At 61.2% G+C, this 18,141-nt stretch carries 16 protein-coding genes; 5 read left to right on the top strand and 11 right to left on the bottom strand.

All coding sequences use genetic code 11. The features are described 5' to 3' along the window. Nucleotides 1-13: 13 nt before the first annotated feature. The 7 genes from tssJ to tssB are packed head-to-tail and all read right to left on the bottom strand — an operon-like array spanning nt 14 to nt 6,182. On the bottom strand, nt 14-811 hold the full coding sequence (tssJ, locus tag AA098_RS18545) for a type VI secretion system lipoprotein TssJ (protein ID WP_064614891.1): 798 nt from the start codon (nt 809-811) through the stop codon (nt 14-16). Then, nucleotides 808-1,020, bottom strand: coding sequence for a hypothetical protein (locus AA098_RS18540; RefSeq protein WP_003251348.1), 213 nt, complete (start codon nt 1,018-1,020; stop codon nt 808-810). The genes tssJ and AA098_RS18540 overlap by 4 nt, the downstream gene beginning before the upstream one ends. Beyond that, a complete protein-coding gene (gene tssG / locus AA098_RS18535) occupies nt 1,017-2,033 on the bottom strand; it encodes a type VI secretion system baseplate subunit TssG (protein ID WP_064614889.1) in 1,017 nt (338 codons plus the stop codon). The genes AA098_RS18540 and tssG overlap by 4 nt, the downstream gene beginning before the upstream one ends. Next, nucleotides 1,997-3,763 carry a type VI secretion system baseplate subunit TssF gene (tssF, locus tag AA098_RS18530; protein WP_064614887.1) on the bottom strand — a complete coding sequence of 589 codons (1,767 nt, stop codon included), beginning with the start codon at nt 3,761-3,763 and terminating at the stop codon, nt 1,997-1,999. Before tssF ends, tssG begins: the two co-directional genes overlap by 37 nt. Nucleotides 3,764-3,766: 3 nt before the next feature. Continuing rightward, nucleotides 3,767-4,177, bottom strand: a complete 411-nt coding sequence (gene tssE / locus AA098_RS18525) for a type VI secretion system baseplate subunit TssE (protein WP_064614885.1) — start codon at nt 4,175-4,177, stop codon at nt 3,767-3,769. Further along, complete coding sequence (tssC, locus tag AA098_RS18520; protein ID WP_064614883.1) at nt 4,174-5,661, bottom strand: type VI secretion system contractile sheath large subunit; 1,488 nt, start codon at nt 5,659-5,661, stop codon at nt 4,174-4,176. The genes tssE and tssC overlap by 4 nt, the downstream gene beginning before the upstream one ends. A 17-nt stretch (nt 5,662-5,678) precedes the next feature. Beyond that, a complete protein-coding gene (gene tssB, locus AA098_RS18515) occupies nt 5,679-6,182 on the bottom strand; it encodes a type VI secretion system contractile sheath small subunit (protein ID WP_004576457.1) in 504 nt (167 codons plus the stop codon). A gap of 274 nt (nt 6,183-6,456) precedes the next feature. Between tssB and vasI the strand changes: the two genes are divergently transcribed. The 3 genes from vasI to tssM are packed head-to-tail and all read left to right on the top strand — an operon-like array spanning nt 6,457 to nt 12,166. After that, entirely contained in the window at nt 6,457-7,089 is a 633-nt protein-coding gene (vasI, locus tag AA098_RS18510) for a type VI secretion system-associated protein VasI (RefSeq protein WP_004576458.1), read from the top strand. Continuing rightward, nucleotides 7,077-8,543, top strand: coding sequence for a type VI secretion system protein TssA (gene tssA / locus AA098_RS18505; RefSeq protein WP_064614881.1), 1,467 nt, complete (start codon nt 7,077-7,079; stop codon nt 8,541-8,543). Before vasI ends, tssA begins: the two co-directional genes overlap by 13 nt. Then, complete coding sequence (gene tssM, locus AA098_RS18500) at nt 8,540-12,166, top strand: type VI secretion system membrane subunit TssM (RefSeq protein WP_064614880.1); 3,627 nt, start codon at nt 8,540-8,542, stop codon at nt 12,164-12,166. Before tssA ends, tssM begins: the two co-directional genes overlap by 4 nt. A 133-nt stretch (nt 12,167-12,299) precedes the next feature. Here tssM and AA098_RS18495 read toward each other — a convergent pair whose 3' ends face one another. Continuing rightward, nucleotides 12,300-12,815, bottom strand: a complete 516-nt coding sequence (locus AA098_RS18495; protein WP_003251330.1) for a DUF4880 domain-containing protein — start codon at nt 12,813-12,815, stop codon at nt 12,300-12,302. A gap of 448 nt (nt 12,816-13,263) precedes the next feature. Then, nucleotides 13,264-13,563, bottom strand: coding sequence for a DUF6124 family protein (locus AA098_RS18490; protein WP_003251328.1), 300 nt, complete (start codon nt 13,561-13,563; stop codon nt 13,264-13,266). 130 nt (nt 13,564-13,693) lie between these two features. Between AA098_RS18490 and AA098_RS18485 the strand changes: the two genes are divergently transcribed. Further along, the gene (locus AA098_RS18485; RefSeq protein WP_003251326.1) at nt 13,694-14,347 is read left to right on the top strand and encodes a LexA family transcriptional regulator; all 654 of its coding nucleotides are present in this window, start codon (nt 13,694-13,696) and stop codon (nt 14,345-14,347) included. A 65-nt stretch (nt 14,348-14,412) separates the two neighbouring features. Further along, on the top strand, nt 14,413-15,078 hold the full coding sequence (locus tag AA098_RS18480) for a LexA family transcriptional regulator (RefSeq protein ID WP_177342697.1): 666 nt from the start codon (nt 14,413-14,415) through the stop codon (nt 15,076-15,078). A 297-nt stretch (nt 15,079-15,375) separates the two neighbouring features. Here AA098_RS18480 and AA098_RS18475 read toward each other — a convergent pair whose 3' ends face one another. Continuing rightward, complete coding sequence (locus tag AA098_RS18475; RefSeq protein ID WP_004576463.1) at nt 15,376-17,328, bottom strand: acetyl/propionyl/methylcrotonyl-CoA carboxylase subunit alpha; 1,953 nt, start codon at nt 17,326-17,328, stop codon at nt 15,376-15,378. Next, a complete protein-coding gene (locus AA098_RS18470) occupies nt 17,325-18,140 on the bottom strand; it encodes a gamma-carboxygeranoyl-CoA hydratase (RefSeq protein ID WP_003251320.1) in 816 nt (271 codons plus the stop codon). Before AA098_RS18470 ends, AA098_RS18475 begins: the two co-directional genes overlap by 4 nt. Nucleotide 18,141 lies beyond the last annotated feature (1 nt).

Below are 18,141 nucleotides of genomic sequence, written 5' to 3'. Positions count from 1 at the left end.
TGCAGAGGCGCTGTCATTCCTCCTCCTTGAGCAGGATCTGCGCGTCATTGACCAGCACTGAGAGAATGATCTGGTGGCCGCGTGGCGGAATTCGCAACACGTGCTGCCAGGTCGCGTTTTGCTGGTTGCTGTAGTCGCCGATCACCGCGACGAAGCGGGTCTCGGGCTCGATGGGCTCAAACGGTATGAACTTGAACTGGCCTGGGTTCAGCAGGTAATCGTCATCGCGGATGTAGGTACTGCGCAGTGCCTTGGCGGGGTCATCGTCCAGCAGTTGGTACACGCTGTTGCGCAGCAGGGAGTCATCACGCAGTTGCAGAATCTTGATGGCAATCGGTGTGGCGACAGGCCCGCTGGCTTCGGCCTTGCTGCTCGGCAGCGTGAGCACCACCGTGGGGTCGTCATAGCTGCCGGGCGAGCTTTCTTCCATCGGGGAGCGAGCCCATTCGCTTTGGTCCTCTTCGCCTGTTTCCATGCGGGACATCGCGGGGAATTGCGCTTGCAGGTATTCAAGCAAGGTCCCGACTTTGTCGGTCAGTGCGTGCGGATCGCCGGCGCTCAAGGTGACTGCGTAGGGGCTGGGTTCCAGGATGCTCTCGGGGATGGCCGCCACGTCGACACTGTTCGGGTTGCCGTTGAGCGTTGGGCTGACGTTGATGCTGAACGCGACTTGGGTTGGGTCGTCCTTGGGCGGCCCGATTGGTAACGAGTGGTCCAGCGCCACCTTGGTGGCTCTGCTCAAGGACGTGCAACCTGGCATCCCGACCAGCACGATCAGCAGAGGCGCCATCAAGAAAACCAGGCGGCTCATGGGCGCTCTCCCGCCGTCAGCTGTTGCAGCGGGGCCGTGGTTGATGGCGCCGCATCAGCCAGCGCCTCGAACGCCGCCATGGGGTCTTTGATCACCCAATCGGCCCCGTCGCTGCCGATGGTGCCGCCCGTGCGATCGAACCGGTGACGCAGGGTGACGGTGTGCTGCACCTGGTCGAGATTGATGATGCACAAGGTCAATGTGCTCATGAGCGCCCCCGGAAGCGGACAACGGGACGGATCTGGCCATCGTGGTCATCGACAAAGCTGGTCCAGCCCAGGTAGGCGCCTTGGCTGCGGTGCAGGCAGAACGGTGACAGTGCGTTTTGTTTCAGGTGCAGCTCCAGGTCATACGCCAGGCCATCGCGCAGCAGAAAATCAATCAAGGCGCGCAGGCGACCGAAGTTGATGCCGCTGGGCAGCAAGTCATGCAGCTGCGCCTGGTCGAGTTCGCTGATGACGATGGTGAACTTGCTGCTGCGGGTGCGGGTGCGGGTGCCGACCATGAACGTGCTGCCAAGCTCGCCGTTGCTGCGCCCGAGGCTTACAAGCTGGTTGCTGTTGGTGGTGACCGAGCGCGTCTCGAATTCGCGGATCTGCACGTGCGTCAGATCGAAGCAGTGGGCGATGATGCCGGCGACGGTCCCCGGTGCGCGGCTGCGGCTGGCGATAACCCCGGCAAAGCTGAGCAGGCGGCTCCAGGGCAGTGTCGTGTCACCGCGCAGCTGTTTGTCGTTCAGCCCGAGCAGGGCAAACATGTACTGGGAGAAGCCGTCGCGCGCACCGGGTTGAAAACGGATGTAATAGCGGTACTTGCGCCAGATCCGGTGCAGCAGGCTGAGCAGGTAATGGTTGAAGAAGTCGAAGAAGGCCGGCCGCACGCCTACACCCTGGGCATGTTCATAGGCCACCTGTTCCAGGTAATAGGTGGGCAAGGGTGAGTCGGTACCGTGCAGCCCCATGAACGTGGTGCACACGCGATAGCGCTCCTCCTCCCCGGGCATCCGCTCGGCCTTGTACACATCAGAGACGGGAAAGGTCAGGCGCGGGTCGCTGGCCAGGCGCACGCGCAGCCGGGTGGCCTCATCCGCCCAACGCGGTTCCAGGTCGTCGCCGTGCAGGCCATGCAACCGCTCCAGCAACTGGAAGAAGTTGTACTGGTGCGCATGGGTGAGCAGCTTGTCGGCTAGATCAGCGGTTGCTTGCCGGTCTGGATGGGCCATGTGTAGTGCTCGTTGTTGGTGGCGTTGATCACTTCCAGTTGATGGAAGGAATTGATGCTGGCGTACAGGGCGAAGAAGTGCGCGAGCACGCAGCTGAACAGGTAGAGGTCGCCTTCGCAGAGGAAGGCCGCCTGGTCCAGCTTCAGTTGGGTGTGCAGGCCTCGGATGGGTTGCCCCTTGATCAGCCAGTCCATGGGCTGCGTGTGGATGTCGCGGATACCGTCGAGGCGTTTGCCGGTAGTGCGCGCTTGCTGGATGTCGTGCAACGCCGCGAAGTCGTAGGTGCGAATAACCGCCTTGAGCGGCTCGACCGACAGCAGCGACAGGTAGTTGAGCGACATGTTGGAGATCAACGCCCACTGCAACTGGCCATCCAGCACGGGCCGGTAGGGGCGGGTGGGGGCGCAGATGTTGGTATAGGTCGCCAGGGGCGGCGTGACTTCGGTGAGGACGTTGATGTCATCCACGCCCAGCGCCAGCGGCAAGTCCCTGTTGGTGCAGGTCAGGTCGATGGATGCCGTTTCAAGCTCGCCTATGTAGCTGTTGGCATCGGCGCGCACGAAGGCGATGCGGTGGGTCACGCCATCGCCGCGCAGGGACTCTTCGAGTTGGCAGCGGTAGTACAGCGCCGTGCGGCCTTGGACATGCTCGATTTCGTGGGCGAACGATTCGAAAGGGCGAAAAGTCCGCAGGTGCTCACCGGTACTTCCGTCAGTGGTTGTTCGGGTGCTGATGACTTCATCGACACTGAAGATTTCGTAAGCGGACTGCGCCTCGCTTCTGGGCTTCAGCTCGACCTGGGCAGCCTCGCTGGCCAGGTCGATGGGCTCGGCACTGTGCTTGAACAGGTTGACAGCCGGGGTGCAGAACAGGCTGAAATCTTCTGTGCCAACGCGAAGGGTGTCTGGCAGTTGACGCGTGAAATGGAACTCGATGCCCACCTGCGGGCAGGCTTGTGCCGGCCACAGCTTTTCCAGGCCGGTAATGCTGAAGAAGTGGAAGCGCTTCGGGAACACGAAGTATTCCTGCAGAATACGGTAGCCATCGAACACGTTCTGCGGGTAGGGCAGCAAGGCCTCCTCAGGGCTGAAACCTGGGAACCCGATGCTGTTGGCCGGTAGCCGGCGCACCTCGCCGTTCATGATCACGCTGACGTGCTTGAGGTATTGAGAAATCCATAGATAAAGCGTCAGAGCGGTGCGGTTGTCGCCGCTCAGGTGGAAATCCAGACGGGCGCAGCCCAACGTATTCAGGGGCCGTTCGACCAAGGTTTGCAGGCCGATGCGAACCACAGAGCTGTCGAGTGTCTGGGTTGCGCTGACGGCGCTGATTTCAAACGGATGAAGGCTCACTCCCGTGCAGGTACGAAACTCGCAGGGCACGGCGTCCACGGGTTTCGAGAACAACCTTGCACCTTTGGGAATGTGCTGTGACTGGCTGAGCGATTGTTTGCGTGGCGAGAATCGGATAATCGTTGCGCTGGGCAACGGGCGCAGGTAGTTGGGCCACAGTATCTGCAGCATGGGGTGGGTGAGTTCTGGCAGGTCATCTTCCAGCTTCAGCCGAAGCTTGGCCGTTAGAAACGCAAAGGCTTCCATCAACCGCTCGACATCGGGGTCGCTGCCCGCCTTGCCTAGCAGCCGGGCAAGCTGGGGGTTGTCCTTGGCGAAGTCGTTTCCCAACTCGTGCAGGTAACGCAGTTCTTCGCTGAATCTGTCCTTCAGTGACATGGGTCACCTCACTCGGGTGCAGCGGTTGTGTCCGTTTACCAGCAGCTCCAGCTGCAGCTGCTCTGCCTGGTTGTTGACCTGCACCTGGCAGTCGAGCCTGAAATGCAGTTCCAACGGGGCGCTACAATCCGGTATCGCTTTGAGCGCGCGCACGTGGATGCGCGGCTCAAAGCGCTGGAGGGTACGGCGGATATCGGCGCTCACTTGCTGCAGCAGGTCGCCGCTGCTGACGTCATGCCCGTTGAAGTCGCGCAGGCCCAGCTCGGGGCTGCTTTGGGAGCAACCCTGGCGAGCGTTCAGCAACGTTTCGAGGTGGCGCTTGATGGCCGCGAACTTGTGCGAAGCGTTTTCCTGGCGAGACGGCTCCCGGATGGCGGACGGGTCCGCCATCAAACGATCGAAGAAACCGCTCATTGCGTGTCGAGCCGGCCTACCAGGGAAATTTCGAAGTTCGCGCCCATGTACTTGAAGTGCGGGCGCACGGCGAGCGAGACCTGGTACCAGCCCGGATCACCCGCCACGTCCGAGACCTCGACCCTGGCAGCACGCAATGGCCGACGGCTGCGCACATCGGCCGAAGGGTTTTCCTGGTCGGCGACGTATTGCTTGATCCATTTGTTGAGTTCGGACTCAAGGTCGCGTCGCTCCTTCCAGCTGCCGATCTGCTCGCGCTGCAGCACCTTGATGTAGTGGGCCAGGCGATTGACGATGAACAGGTAGGGCAGTTGGGTGCCGAGCTTGTAGTTGGTCTGTGCCTGCAGGCCTTCGGGTGTCTTGGGGAAGTTTTTCGGCTTCTGCACCGAGTTGGCTGAGAAGAACGCGGCGTTGTCGCTGTCCTTGCGCATGGTCAGGGCGATAAAGCCCTCTTCGGCCAGCTCGAATTCCTTGCGGTCGGAAATCAGTACCTCGGTAGGAATCTTGGCCTGCAGCTGGCCCAGCGATTCGTACAGATGCACCGGCAGGCCTTCGACGGCACCTCCCGATTGCGGGCCGATGATGTTGGGGCACCAGCGGTAGCGGGCAAAGCTGTCGTTGATGCAGCTGGCCAACAGGAAGGCTGAGCTGCCCCACAGGTAATTGTCGTGCCGGCCGTTGATGTTCTCATCGTAATGGAAGCTGCTGATCGGCTGGTCCTGGTGATGGTAGGCGGAGCGCAGCATGAAGCGCGGCCCGGTCAGCGCGGTGTGGCGAGCATCTTCGCTCTCGCGGAACGCACGCCACTTGGCATGCCGTGGGCCGGCGAAGATGTCTTTGATTTCTTTCAGGTTGGGTAGCGCTTCGAAGCTGCTGAGGTTGAAGAACTCGGGGGAGGGTGCCGCAATGAAGGGCGCATGCGACATGGCACCGACGGATGCCATGTGGCTCAACAGTTTGATATCAGGCGAAGAGGGGCCGAAGTTGTAATTGCCAACCATGGCCGCGACCGGCTCGCCACCGAACTGGCCGTAACCGGCGGTATAGACGTGTTTATAAATACCACTGCAGGTAATGTCGGCGGCGTTCTCGAAATCATCGAGCAAGTCTTCCTTGCTGACGTGCAAGACTTCGAGCTTGATGTTCTCGCGAAAGTCCGTACGGTCGACCAGAAGTTTGAGGCTGCGCCACGCGGATTCAAGTTGCTGGAATGCGGGTTCATGCAGAATGGCATCCATCTGCTTGCTGAGGACCCGATCCAGCTCGGCAATCATCTGGTCGACGCGATGTTTGTTGATCAATTGATCTGGGTCATGACTTTTTAGAATTTCGGCAATGAAGGCGGATACACCCTGCCTGGCCACTTGGTAACCCTCTTGTGTGGGAACCAACTTGGTCTCTGCCATGATCTGGTCGAGCAAGGTGGCATTGCTCAGTGTTTCGGCCTGTGTTTCAACAGTGACAGTTGTGCTTGGCTTTGGCATGGGGACGCTCCGTTGTCTCAGTCGGCTTTTGGCGCTTCAAGCACCAGGTCCAGTTCTTGCGCGAGTTGCTTGCGGGCATGCGCGTCGTTCAGAAGGTGCTGCAGCTGTTTGCGGAAGGTGGGCACGTTGCCCAGCGGGCCTTTCAGGGCGACCAGCGCTTCACGCAACTGCAGCAGCTTGTTCAGCTCGGGCACCTGGCGTGCGATGCGGTCTGGCCCGAAGTCCTGGATGGACTTGAATTGCAGGTTGACTGCCAGCTCTGCATCCGGAGTAGCGCCAAGCGCGGAGGGCACCGACATGGCCAGGCTCACATCGGCGTCGTTCAACACGTTGTTGAAGGTGTGTTTATCGATGCGCATGACCTGACGGTCTTCGAGGGAGCGGCTGTCATCGAGGCCGAAGTCGCCCAGCACCATCATCTTGTGCGGCAGTTCTACCTCGGCCTGCTCGTCACCGGTGGCGGGCACATATTTGATGTTGATGCGTTCTTTGGGTGCAACGGAGTCGGAGGGTTTAGTCATGGTTATATATCTTTTTTAGTGTGGGTTTTATATGTAGGACGCTTCCTACAAGTAAGCTTGCGCGTTAAACGCTTAATAAACATGATTCCTGAGGTTTGAATTGTGCGTTGCGTAAAAACCATGCGCTGGATAATCGTCGAGCGTCGAGTTCAAATATGTAACAAAATAATTTCTTGAATAAAGTTGAATGTATGTACTAGCCTCTTTTTCGCGGTTGGAATGGCCGGGTTAATGCAGGGGCATGTGTACGATTGAGTGGGAGCGTTAAGGTGCGATGATTATTCGTTATGCAGGTGGCCTCGGCGTTTCATTACTGTTTTTATTAATGCCTGCCTTAACCTGCGCATCGCAGGACTGCCCACGGATCGTGTCCAATATTGAGCGCCTGGCGTGTTTCGATCAGGCGGCGGGTACGCCGGGATTCACGCCGCAGCGACAGTGGTCAGCGCAGGAGCTGGAGGCGCCCACGGTGCGTCGCGTATTGATCCATGAGACGGGGCGGGCGCCCGAGGACTTGATGTTTCGCCTCAGGTCTGAAGAGGGCGGGCTCCTGATCTCAGCACCTGCGATTGCTTCAGTTGCACCGCACCCCTACCTGATCATCAGCTGCGTGCAAAACATCTCGAGGTTGCAACTGGTCACCGCCCAACCCGTCGATGCCAGCCGAGTGCAGGTGCAGTTGCGCGGGGAGCGGGGCGCTACTGCACCCACACCGTGGCAAGTGATGGAAAACGGCCAAGTGCTCGACGCTGGTAGAGGCTTGCCGGGTATCGAGCAGATCAAGCAGTTGATCGGGGCACATCGCATTCACGTAGAGAGCGACAACCCTGCTGTTGATGGGCTCGTTTTTGACGCTCAGGGGCTGGACCCGCTTATCGACGAGGCTCGCAAGACATGTCGCTGGTAGCTGAGGTCGAGGCGCAAGAAATCACACGCTTGCTCGCACCCATTGATACCCAGGTGCCGGCGGGGCTGTTCGATGTGGAAGACGAAACCTACCAAGCCATTGACCAGGAGATGGTCAAGCTGGGTGGGCTACAGGAAGCCTCTATCGATTGGGACTACATCGAGGAGGCCTCTGGTCAGTATCTGGAGCGACAGTGCAAGCATCTGCGGATCGTCGCGCACTTGAGCGTTGCGTGGCTGCGCAGTGGTTGTTGGGAGGGCTGGGGGTTCACCTTGGCGTTACTGGGCGGAATGATCGAGGGCTATTGGGAAACCGCTCATCCAGCGCCTGGTCCGAAGGGCTTCCTGACCAAGCGCAAGGTCGTTGGCCTGGTGCTCAATCGCTTGATCGATGCGCTGCCGCGCCTTGATCGTTTCACGTACACCCCGGCTCACGCCGCAGCGGCGAAGGGTGCATTGGCCCGTTTGCTACGTCAGCAGGAAGCCGCCCAGCTTGACCCGGCTGTTCTGGTTGAGCTGGAGCGCCTTTTGCACAAACACACGGCGCTTGCCAACGGTATTGGTGAGTGCGATGCGCCCAAGGCCCCGGTGGAGAGCCCCCAACCTGCGCCGCTGGCGGATGTCATCGCCACCCCGAAACCCTGCTTGTCGGGCGGTAACGAGCGCGAGACGCGCCGAGCCATCTTGAGCATGGCCGAGCTGATCAATCAGCAGGACCCTTACGACCCGACCGGCTATCAACTGCGGCGCTTCGGTCTGTGGGCCCACATTCAGGCCGCACCGCAAACCCGGCAGGGCAACCGTACAGAGTTGATGGCAGTGCCGCGGGATATTGCCAGCGACTATGAGGAGGCCATCGCCGGCACGGTAATCGACGCAGCGTTGCTCCAGCGGGTCGAAAAAAGTGTGTCGGCTTCGCCTTTCTGGATTCGCGGCAGCTTTCTTGCCGCAACCGCCGCGTCGCGGCTGGCGATGGGCGAAGTGGCTGAGGCCATCCGTGCGGCGACCGCTCGTTTCGTGCTGCGCATGCCAGCGCTGCAGCAGCTGTGCTTCAGCGACGGTCGGGTGTTTGTCGACGACCAATGCCTGGCCTGGCTCAAAGGGGCAGACGGGCAATCCGGGCAAGCCGGAGCTTCCCAGGAGTTCACCACCCTTCGCGAAGAACTGGTCAGCCAGCTGGAAAGCGGCGGCGTAGAACCGGTGTTGCTAAGGCTGCAGGGGATGCAGGCAGGTTTTCGAGCCCCTCGCGAGCGCTGCCATACCACCGTCATCGCAGCGGACCTGTTGGCCGCACGAGGCGTGTCCTGGTTAGCCCAGGACCTGTGCGCTGGGGTAGTGCGCACGATGCAGCAAACCACCGCCAGCGACTGGGAGCCCGAGGTATTTGAGCGGCTTCAACAATACGCGTCCTCCCACCTGCTGGCCGATCGGAACAAGGAGCAGGAGCCTCGATGAATCAACTCTGGAAGTACCTCAAACGTTGGGGCTGGCCGCTGATGACCCGTATCGGTCTGGCAATGCCGCTGCTACTTGGGCTTGGCGCTGTGCTGATGCTGGTCGCCATCTGGTGGCTCGGCCCGCAATGGACGTGGCGCGATCAGCAGCCGTTGGCCAGTGTGGCGCATCGTAGTGTGGCCAGCCTGGTGTTCGTGTTGGTGGCGCTGTTGTGCTGGCTGATCGTGTTGAGAACGCGCTTTCGCCGGTTGCAAGCAGAGCGTCAGCAGGCGATGGCTGCCGAGGTGGATCCGGCGCAACCGTTCGTTCATGCACAAGAGAAGGCGTTGAGCCAAGCGCTTGCACGCTACCTGGACAATGCCGGTGGGCGTCGCGCGCTGTACCGATTGCCGTGGTACCTCGTGCTGGGCGCCAGGCAGGCCGGCAAGAGCAGCTTTATTGACTGCACCGATCAAAGTTTCTCGTTGACCCGCATCGACAAGGCGCAGGCACGGGGCCGGCCAGCGCAGGCGCTCGCCTACCCCGTGGGGTGGTGGATCAGCAATGATGCGGTGATCATCGACCCGCCCGGTGCCTTTATCAGCCAGACCGGCCTCGTAGATTCGCTGGGCAGTGGCTCCACAGACGTTGAGTCTTCGGTACCGTCTGGAACCCAAGCCAAATTGTGGCAGCATCTGTTGGACTGGCTGCAGCGCAATCGAAGCCAGAGAGCCCTCAACGGCCTGGTGCTGGTTGTCGACCTGCCCGCGCTACTGCACGGTACCGTCGAGCAACGCACGGCACTTGCCCACCTGCTGCGCACACGTCTTTATGAGGCGAGCAGCCAGTTGGGCTCGCGCTTGCCGCTGTATGTCGTGTTGAGCAAATTCGATCTGCTGGACGGCTTCGACCCATTCTACAGCAAGCTTTCGGCCGACAAGCGCAACAGCCTGTTTGGATTCACGTTCAAGCTGGATGCCGTCGACACCTTCGACGCTTGGCTGGGCGAGTATGGCGAACATTACGATCGGTTGCTGGAGCAGCTGTTCGAGCAGGTGATCGATCATCTGGACGTGCAGGGTAGCCCTGGGTTGCGTTCACGTCTCTACTCACTGCATAGGCAGTTGCTTGGATTGCGTCCAATCCTGTTGAGCTTTCTGCGCGAGACCTTGGCAAGTGACCGTTTCACCACCCCGGCGCTGGTGCGCGGTGTGTATTGGTCGTCGGTCGTACAGCACGGTGACGTGCGCAACGCCTTTGTCCGTGAGGCGGCGCAGCCTTACAAGACCAGCCTCCCCTTGCTTGAGGGCAAGCCGCAGGCCAAGGCGTTGGCCTACTTCATTCAACAGGCCTTTGGGCGGGTCATCTACAAAGAGGCCGGCCTTGCCGGCGACAACGTCAGGGTGGCACGGCGCAAGCGACAATTGCTGTGGGTGGGTGCTTCTGTAGGCGTCCTGGCCTTCTGCGTCGCCATCGCCAGCTGGCATCGTTACTTCGACATCAATGGCGTCAAGGCCGCCAGCGTGCTGGCCAAGAGCCGGGAATACAGCCATCACGAAGTGGATCAGCGTCTGGACCCGACCGGGCGCAACTTGCTGGCGCCGCTGGACCAGATCCGCGATGCGGTAGCAGTGTTTGGCGACTACCGCGCTGCGTGGCCGGGTGTTGCTGATCTGGGGCTGTATCAGGGCCGTGCCATCGGGCCGACCGTGGATGAGGCGTACCTCAGTTTGTTGTCCAGGCGCTTCCTGCCTGCGTTGGCCAGTGGCGTGATCGATACCATGGATGCGGCGCCCCCCGGCAGCGAGCAGCAAATGGCCGCGCTCCGGGTTTACCGGATGCTCGAGGATCGCCGGAACCGCCGAGCGGAATGGGTCGAGGAATGGATGGCGCGACAGTGGCAACAGGCCTTCCCCGGCCAGGGGCAGCTGCAACGTGACCTCATGCGGCACCTGAAGTATGCCCTGGCCTACTCGGATACCGACCTGCCGCAGTATCGCCAGCGGGTCAGCGACGTGCAGCAGACCCTGCGTAAGGTGCCGTTGCCACAACGCGTGTATGCGGGCCTGAAGCAGCAGGCCCAGGAGCAGTTGCATACTGGTCTGGACCTGCGTCATCAGGTGGGCCCTGCGTTCGATGTCGTTTACCAGCCGTCTTCCGGCTCGAGCCAGGGCGACAACGGTGTTTTGCTGGCGGCCATGCTCACCGCCAAAGGCTTCAAGGAGTATTTTGAACCGCGTAGTCAGCGCTTTACGGAAATGGCAATGATCGACCAGTGGGCACTGGGGGAACGTGCTCAACTGGACTACTCCGATGCCGACCAGGCTGCGCTGAACGAGCGCCTGCGCAACCTGTACAGCGCCGACTACATCGACAGCTGGCGCCGCGCCTTGAACGCATTCTCCGTGGCGGATTTTCGAGACCTGGATCATGGCGTCACGATCCTTGAACAGTTGGCCGGGCCAGCGGCACCGGTGCACCGATTGCTGGAGACGGTTCGCGACAACAGTTCGCTGTCATCACCGGTGAATGTTGGCGTGGCGGATGAGGCTCCCTCGCTTGTTTCGGTCAACAGCAAGCCCGAGCAACAACACGCGCTGGCCATCCAGCGGGCGTTTGCAGGCTTGAGCGCCATGTTGCACGCTGCAGGCGAAAAACCGAGCTACTACGATGAAATGCACGCAGCCATAGCCGCCGTCCACGACTATGCCAAGGCGGTACAGGGTAGCCCAGACCGGGGCAAGGCCGCGCTGCACGCGGTGCATCAGCGCTTTTCAATGACCGGGCACGACCCCATCGGCACCTTGCAACGCATCGCCACTGGCTTGCCGGAGCCAATCAACCATCACGTCAGAAAGGTGGCAGAGCAAACGGCGCAAGTGCTGAACGTTGAAGCGCTGCGCGAGCTGGAGCGACGGTGGGATGCTGAAGTCTACAGCTTCTTCCAGCAGCGCCTGGCCGAGCGCTACCCATTCGTCGTCAGGGCACCCGACGCTTCGCTGGAAGACTTTGAAGCGTTCTTCGGACCGAAGGGGCGACTGCAGCATTTCCAGGATCAATACCTGAAGCTTTTCCTCAAGGACAATCTGGAAGCCTTGCAGGCTGGTCTGCAGGGGCGTTCCCTGATCCGTCCCGATGTGATCGAGCAGCTGGCACTGGCTGATCGCATCCGCGAAACGTTCTTTGATCAGCGCGGTAACCTCAGCGTGCAGTTCAGCATCGAGCCTTTGGGGCTCAGTGCAAATCAACGCACCAGCCTGCTGGATCTGGATGGCCAGCTGATTTCCTACACCCACGGCCCAAGTCAGATCACCGGCATTGTCTGGCCCAATACCTTGGGGCAACACGTGCGCAGCAACCTGACCCTGCTCAGGCAGAACGGCAATAGCAGCAGCCTGGAGTATCGAGGGCCTTGGTCGATGTTCCGCCTGCTCAGCCGCGGTTCGCTCAATGGACGTACGGCAACCAGCGTGGACCTGAGCTTCAGGACGGGTGATGGTGTGATGCACTATCGGCTGAACGCGGAAAAGGCCTTCAACCCAATTACTCAACAACCGTTCAAAGGTTTTCGGTTGCCCCGAGGGTTGTTGCAACAGCCAGCCAGGGTGGCGTTGGTCGAACAGGCGGATGTGCCTGTCATGTAAGCAGGAGGCGGTGCGAAACGAAGAGCGCGTCCAGGCACTGCATGACTGTACCCACGCTATCGAGCAGCTGAAGTCGGACATGCGCACGGTGCATGCTCAGGGGCGGGGACGTACAGGCATGCTGAAGCGCTGATCAAGCCCAGAACCCAACCAGCACCAACGCCGCCACACCCAGCCCGACCGCAACCGAGCAGCCACCCAGCGACAGCGCCGCCCGGCCTTGCCGATACCAGCCGTCATGGCCCAGTTGCCGTGCCGGCGCCAGCAGGCTGCGCCACCGCAGTTCCGTATCGTGAAACGCCTGCAAGTTTGCCGTATCGGCATCCAGCCAGCGGCGGAAGTCGATACGCTCGCACGCCGTCACCTGCGGGCTCTGCAAGCGCACATACCATTGCCCGGCCACGCTCGCCAGCACATCCTGGCGCGAGCGGCCAGCCTGCAGCGCCTGGCCCATGTTGCGCTCGATAGTCGCCAGTGGCAGGTCAAGGCGCGCAGCGATGCTGGCGAAGTCCAGCTGATCGAGGCGGTTGAGCAGAAATACTTGCTGTACGCGCCGTGGTAGCCGCTTCAGTGCATGCAGCAGGGCATCGTCGGCATCGTGTTCGGCAGCAGGCGTGGGGTGCTCAAGGGGCAGCAGCAGACGGGTCATGGACAGCTCCTTGCTCTGTAAAGGGGAGGAGGGGGCATCTTCCTTGATGCGGAAACAGCGTAGGCGAAACGAGATTGATTCTCAAGTGCTGATTCCGCAAAGTTTTGTAACGAGCGTTCACGCCCTGAAACACCTTTGCTATCATGCGCGCCATCACGATCTTCATTAGCCTGAAGAGCCAAAAAAAAGACCCGGCAAAAAAGCCGGGTCAAAAACCGTGATTAGCCTGATGAGGAGATAATCTGAGAGCGACCTAAGCTTTCAGGTTATCCAGCGGATCTCGCGATCAGCTGAGTGCAATAATAATCGTTATCATTTGCCGGTCAAATGAATTTTCGCTAATCCGGTAAAAAAGTTTTACCGGCGCGCTTCCTTGTCCCGGCAATCGGGGCCTTTGCCGTTACCTGGCCATCACGTTCTCTCCCTTCTTTTTTGTCTATAAACCCGCTCACTCGGTGCGTTTGTGCTCCAGCAGTGCGCGAGCCATGTCCATCATGTGCATCAACGCGAACGTCAGTTCTCGCTGGCTGCCGTGCTGGTGAGTGGCGGTTTCCTGGGCGGTGGCTGCAGCGCAGCGCAGCAGGGCGATGGCGTGTTCCTGGGCCTGGTCGCCGGTTACGCCTTCGTGCAGGGTCCAGATTCTGTTGTCCAGGGTGGGCCGCGGTGGGTTGGGGTTGAGGTAATAGTCGAGCGCGCGGCGTGCGGCTTCGCTGTCGAGATCTGTTTCGTCGTTTTTCGATGGTTTCATGGCAATACCTGCTGATTTCCCTTCAAGCACACTGGAATCACAGAATAGGTCAAGCTGTACTATGTAGTGCCAAATAAATAATTCAGATTGTGTATTGCAGCGGTTAATACAGTCCGTATTGTTGCCGCTCATGGAAAACTGGAACGCATTTCTCAAGCGCTACAAGCGCGAACATAACCTCAGTCAGCTCCAACTGGCCGAGCGCCTGGGCATGACGCAGGGGGGCGTGGGGCATTGGCTGCGTGGCACGCGTCGGCCGACGCTGGAAACCATCAATGAAAAGCTGGAGAAGCTTGGGCTGGTGTTTCTGGAAGCCCAGGTCATGGTGGTCGAGCGCGACATCGTGCGTGAAGCGCAAGGGCTCTATACGGCCGAGCAGCCGGTTTCAGCCGAGGCGCTGCTCTATGCCAGCTTCCGCTTCCCGGTGCTGAGTTGGGCTGACCTGCAGGGGCCATTGCCTGAAACGAGCACGTCCCATGAGCAGACGGACTATATGCCCGCCGGCAATGCGTTCTGGCTGGTGGTGGAAAACGACTCGATGAACGCGGCCAGTGGTAAGAGCGTGCCCGAGGGCATGCGCGTGCTGGTGGATACCGGGCTGGAGGCACAGCCCGGCAGGTTGGTCATTGCACGGCAGCCGGGGCGCCCGGCGGTATTGCGGCAGTTGGTCGAAGAGGGTGGAGACAAGATGCTCAGACCACTGAATACGCGCTATCCGACGGTTTTGTGTGAAGAAGGCTGCGCGTTTCTGGGAGTGGTGGTGCGGGTACATGGGGCCTTCTAGGCTGCCGGGTTGCTGCGAAGCTGTGTCACGCCACAAGGCCGCTATACGTGAGGGGCATGCCAGCCATGAACATGGATAAGTGGATTGCCCTCGTTCGCGACCGGATGGAGGAATTAGGGCTTACCCAAGAGCAGCTTGCCGAGCGCGTAGGCGTGTCGCAAGGCAGTGTAGGACATTGGGTGAACAAGCGGCGCCAACCGAAGCTCGAGTCGATGAACCGCACTTTGGTTGAGATTGGCATGCCCCACTACTGCGTCCGCTTGCAATTGCGTATTCACGGGCAGGCTGATGGCGAACGTTGTGTTTCTGGGGTGGATGACGATGATGACGAACCCGACCTCATGCGATACATCGTCTGCTTCCGTTACCCGGTGCTGGGTTGGAGTGAGTTAGAGGCTGCAACGGCTGTAGAGCCTGCTGTTTTCGAGCAGACTGACTACCTGGCACAGGGCAAGGCGTTCTGGCTAACCGTGGAAAACGATGCCATGAGCGCTGTCAGTGGCCGCAGTGTGCCGCAGGGCATGCGGATGCTGGTGGACCCAGGTGTAGAGGCTGAGGCGGGGCGTTTGGTTATCGCTCGTCAGCCCGGCAAACCGGCGTTTTTCCGCGAGCTGGCCGAGGAAGGTGGGCAGCGTTATCTGAAGGCATTGAACAGTAACTACCCGGCGCTGTTGTGCGAAGAGGGTTGCGAATTTCTTGGGGTGGTCGTGCGGGTGCATGGGGCCTTTTGAAAGGGTTTGAGTAGCGGCGGCAACGGTGAACGGCGGATGGAGATTGGCCAGCAGGCACGGCCTCTTCGCGGGTGAACCCGCTCCTACAGGACGGGCTGTGTCCAACCTCCGGTGTGTGTCCACCACCAATCTGCGTAGGAGCGGGTTTACCCGCGAATACGGTAGCGGCGGCAACCGTGAACGGCGGGTGGAAAAGGCCAGCAGTCACGGCCTCTTCGCGGGTGAACCCGCTCCTACGGGCTGTTGCAGGGGCGGCCTTGTGTTGCGTTAGGGCCGCAAAGCGGCCCTACGGCACCGTTATTCCACCAGTTCGACCAGCACAGTCCCTTCGCTGACCATGTCCCCCTCCAGGCAGAACAGCGCCTTCACTGTGCCGGCATGCGGCGCACGAATGCTGTGCTCCATCTTCATGGCCTCCAGTACCACCAGCGCAGTACCGGCTTCCACCACCTGCCCAGGTTCGACCAGCACCCGCACGATACTGCCGTTCATGGGCGCACCCAGCCCACCCTGATGGCTGTGGCTGGCTTCGGCCTCGGCAATCGGGTCGAAGGCTTCGATGGCATGCATTTCGCCATCCCAGTGCAGGTACAGCGTGCCACCCCGACGGATTGCCAGATGCTGGCGACGCACGCCGTTCTGGTCATGCACCAACTGCTCACCTTGCAGCTGCCAGGTAGAAGCAGCGCTGCGTTCCAGGGCCACTGCCTGATCGTGCCCAGCACTCACCAGATGCAAGCTGCTGCGTGCCGGCAGGCCCAAGCGCAGTCCATTACGCCCGCTCCACGGCGAATGGCGATCGTCTTCGCGCTGATGCCCCGCCTGGCCCTGCAGCCAGGCTTCGGCTGCCGCCTCCCAAAAGCCGGCCGGCAGCGCACGTGGCGCCGGCAGCAGCACATCCTGGTGGCGGGGAATGAAGCCGGTGTCCAGCTCTGCCGCCGCGAACGCAGGGTGCGCGAGAATGCGGCGCAGGAAGGCGATGTTGGTCTTCAATCCGCCAATGGCAAACTCGTCGAGCATGGCCAGCAAGCGCAGGCGTGCCTGTTCGCGGTTTTCACCCCAGGCAATCAGCTTGCCCAGCATCGGGTCGTAGAACGGCGACACCACATCGCCTTCGCTGACCCCACTGTCCACCCGCCGACCTTCGCCAGGTGCCGATTCACGGTACAGCGCCAATTTGCCGGTCGCGGGTAAAAAATCGTTGGCCGGGTCTTCGGCATACAGGCGCACTTCGATGGCATGGCCGATCAGCGGCACCTGTTCCTGTGTGATCGGCAGGGCTTCGCCGCAGGCCACGCGAATTTGCCAGGCAACAAGGTCCAGGCCGGTGATGGCCTCGGTGACCGGGTGTTCCACCTGCAGGCGGGTGTTCATCTCCATGAAGAAGAATTCGCCACGTGCATCAAGCAGAAACTCCACGGTGCCAGCACCCACGTAACCGATAGCCTGGGCGGCACGCACCGCCGCTTCGCCCATGGCCCGGCGCAGTTCGGGCGACAGGCCGGGGGCAGGGGCCTCTTCCACCACCTTCTGATGGCGACGCTGAATGGAACAGTCGCGTTCGTTAAGGTACAGGCAGTTACCGTGCTGGTCGGCAAACACCTGGATTTCGACATGGCGCGGCTTGAGCACGTACTTTTCCACCAGCATGCGCGCATCGCCGAACGACGACTGTGCCTCACGCTGGGCCGACGCCAGGGCGTCGGCCAACTGGCTTTCTTCCTCGACCACTTTCATGCCCTTGCCACCGCCGCCAGCGCTGGCCTTGAGCAGCACCGGGTAGCCGATGCGTTCGGCCGCGGCGCGGAAGGTGTCCAGGTCTTGGGCCTCGCCATGGTAGCCCGGTACCAACGGCACGCCGGCGGCCTCCATCAGCGCCTTGGCTGCCGATTTGCTGCCCATGGCGTCGATGGCGCTGGCCGGTGGGCCGAGGAATATCAGCCCGGCCTGCTCGATGGCGCGGGCGAAACCTGCGTTCTCGGACAGAAAGCCATAACCTGGGTGGATGGCCTGGGCGCCGCTGGCCTTGGCGGCGGCCAGCAGCTTGTCGACCAGCAGGTAGCTTTCGGCAGCCTTGGTGCCGCCCAGGTCGACGCGGATGTCGGCTTCGCGGCTGTGACGGGCGTCACGGTCGGTGGCGCTGTGCACGGCGACAGTGGTCAGGCCCATGGCCTTGGCGGTGCGCATCACCCGGCAAGCGATTTCGCCGCGGTTGGCGACCAGCAGGGTGGTCAAAGCGGGGCGGCTCATGGGCGCGGCTCCTTCTTGTCAACGGTTTGCCAGGCAGGGCGGCGTTTTTCCAGGAAAGCGCGCAGGCCCTCCTGGCCTTCGGCGCTGACGCGGATACGGGCGATGGTGTTTTCGCAGTAACGGCGCAGGGCCGGGCTGAGTTCGCCGTCGTCCACTTCGCGCAGCAAGTCCTTGGTGGCGCGCAATGCTTGTGGGCTGTTCTGCAGCAGGTTGCTTACCCAGGCTTCGACGTGGTCGTCCAGTTCGCTGGCGGGGTACACCTCGGCCAGCAGGCCCAGCTCGCGGGCGCGCACGCCAGTGAAACGCTCGGCGGTGAGGGCGTAGCGGCGCGCGGCGCGTTCGCCAATGGCCTTGACCACGAACGGGCTGATGACCGCCGGGGCCAGGCCGATGCGTACTTCCGACAGGCACAGCTGGGCGTCTTCGGCGCCGATGGCCATGTCGCAGCAGCTGATCAGGCCCAGCGCGCCGCCAAAGGCTGCGCCTTGCACCACGGCCAGGGTCGGGGCCTTGAGGCGATGCAGGGCGTACATCAGCTCGCCCAGTTCGTGGGCATCATCCAGGTTGGTGTTGAAGTCCAGTTGCGCCGACTGCTGCATCCAGGCCAGGTCGGCACCGGCGCTGAAATGCCGGCCACGGCCACGCAGCAGCACAAAGCGCAGGCTGGCGTCTTCGGCCAACTGGTCGATGGCCACGATCAGCTCGCGGATCATCTGCGCGTTGAAGGCGTTGTTCTTGTCCTCGCGGCTTAACCACAGGGTGGCAAAGCCGCGCGGGTCGCGGATCACTTCAAGGGTGCTGAAATCGCTCATG

Source organism: Pseudomonas sp. JY-Q (assembly GCF_001655295.1).
In the GTDB taxonomy this organism is placed as follows: Bacteria; Pseudomonadota; Gammaproteobacteria; order Pseudomonadales; family Pseudomonadaceae; genus Aquipseudomonas; species Aquipseudomonas alloputida.
The sequence above is the reverse complement of the archived record's forward strand: the minus strand, read 5'-3'. Positions and strand labels throughout refer to the sequence as shown.

Excerpts from the sequence above, each read along its gene's own strand:
- tssJ (WP_064614891.1), bottom strand. The coding sequence starts at position 811 with ATGAGCCGCCTGGTTTTCTTGATGGCGCCTCTGCTGATCGTGCTGGTC.
- AA098_RS18540 (WP_003251348.1), bottom strand. The coding sequence starts at position 1,020 with ATGAGCACATTGACCTTGTGCATCATCAATCTCGACCAGGTGCAGCAC.
- tssG (WP_064614889.1), bottom strand. The coding sequence starts at position 2,033 with ATGGCCCATCCAGACCGGCAAGCAACCGCTGATCTAGCCGACAAGCTG.
- tssF (WP_064614887.1), bottom strand. The coding sequence starts at position 3,763 with ATGTCACTGAAGGACAGATTCAGCGAAGAACTGCGTTACCTGCACGAG.
- tssE (WP_064614885.1), bottom strand. The coding sequence starts at position 4,177 with ATGAGCGGTTTCTTCGATCGTTTGATGGCGGACCCGTCCGCCATCCGG.
- tssC (WP_064614883.1), bottom strand. The coding sequence starts at position 5,661 with ATGCCAAAGCCAAGCACAACTGTCACTGTTGAAACACAGGCCGAAACA.
- tssB (WP_004576457.1), bottom strand. The coding sequence starts at position 6,182 with ATGACTAAACCCTCCGACTCCGTTGCACCCAAAGAACGCATCAACATC.
- vasI (WP_004576458.1), top strand. The coding sequence starts at position 6,457 with ATGATTATTCGTTATGCAGGTGGCCTCGGCGTTTCATTACTGTTTTTA.
- tssA (WP_064614881.1), top strand. The coding sequence starts at position 7,077 with ATGTCGCTGGTAGCTGAGGTCGAGGCGCAAGAAATCACACGCTTGCTC.
- tssM (WP_064614880.1), top strand. The coding sequence starts at position 8,540 with ATGAATCAACTCTGGAAGTACCTCAAACGTTGGGGCTGGCCGCTGATG.
- AA098_RS18495 (WP_003251330.1), bottom strand. The coding sequence starts at position 12,815 with ATGACCCGTCTGCTGCTGCCCCTTGAGCACCCCACGCCTGCTGCCGAA.
- AA098_RS18490 (WP_003251328.1), bottom strand. The coding sequence starts at position 13,563 with ATGAAACCATCGAAAAACGACGAAACAGATCTCGACAGCGAAGCCGCA.
- AA098_RS18485 (WP_003251326.1), top strand. The coding sequence starts at position 13,694 with ATGGAAAACTGGAACGCATTTCTCAAGCGCTACAAGCGCGAACATAAC.
- AA098_RS18480 (WP_177342697.1), top strand. The coding sequence starts at position 14,413 with ATGAACATGGATAAGTGGATTGCCCTCGTTCGCGACCGGATGGAGGAA.
- AA098_RS18475 (WP_004576463.1), bottom strand. The coding sequence starts at position 17,328 with ATGAGCCGCCCCGCTTTGACCACCCTGCTGGTCGCCAACCGCGGCGAA.
- AA098_RS18470 (WP_003251320.1), bottom strand. The coding sequence starts at position 18,140 with ATGAGCGATTTCAGCACCCTTGAAGTGATCCGCGACCCGCGCGGCTTT.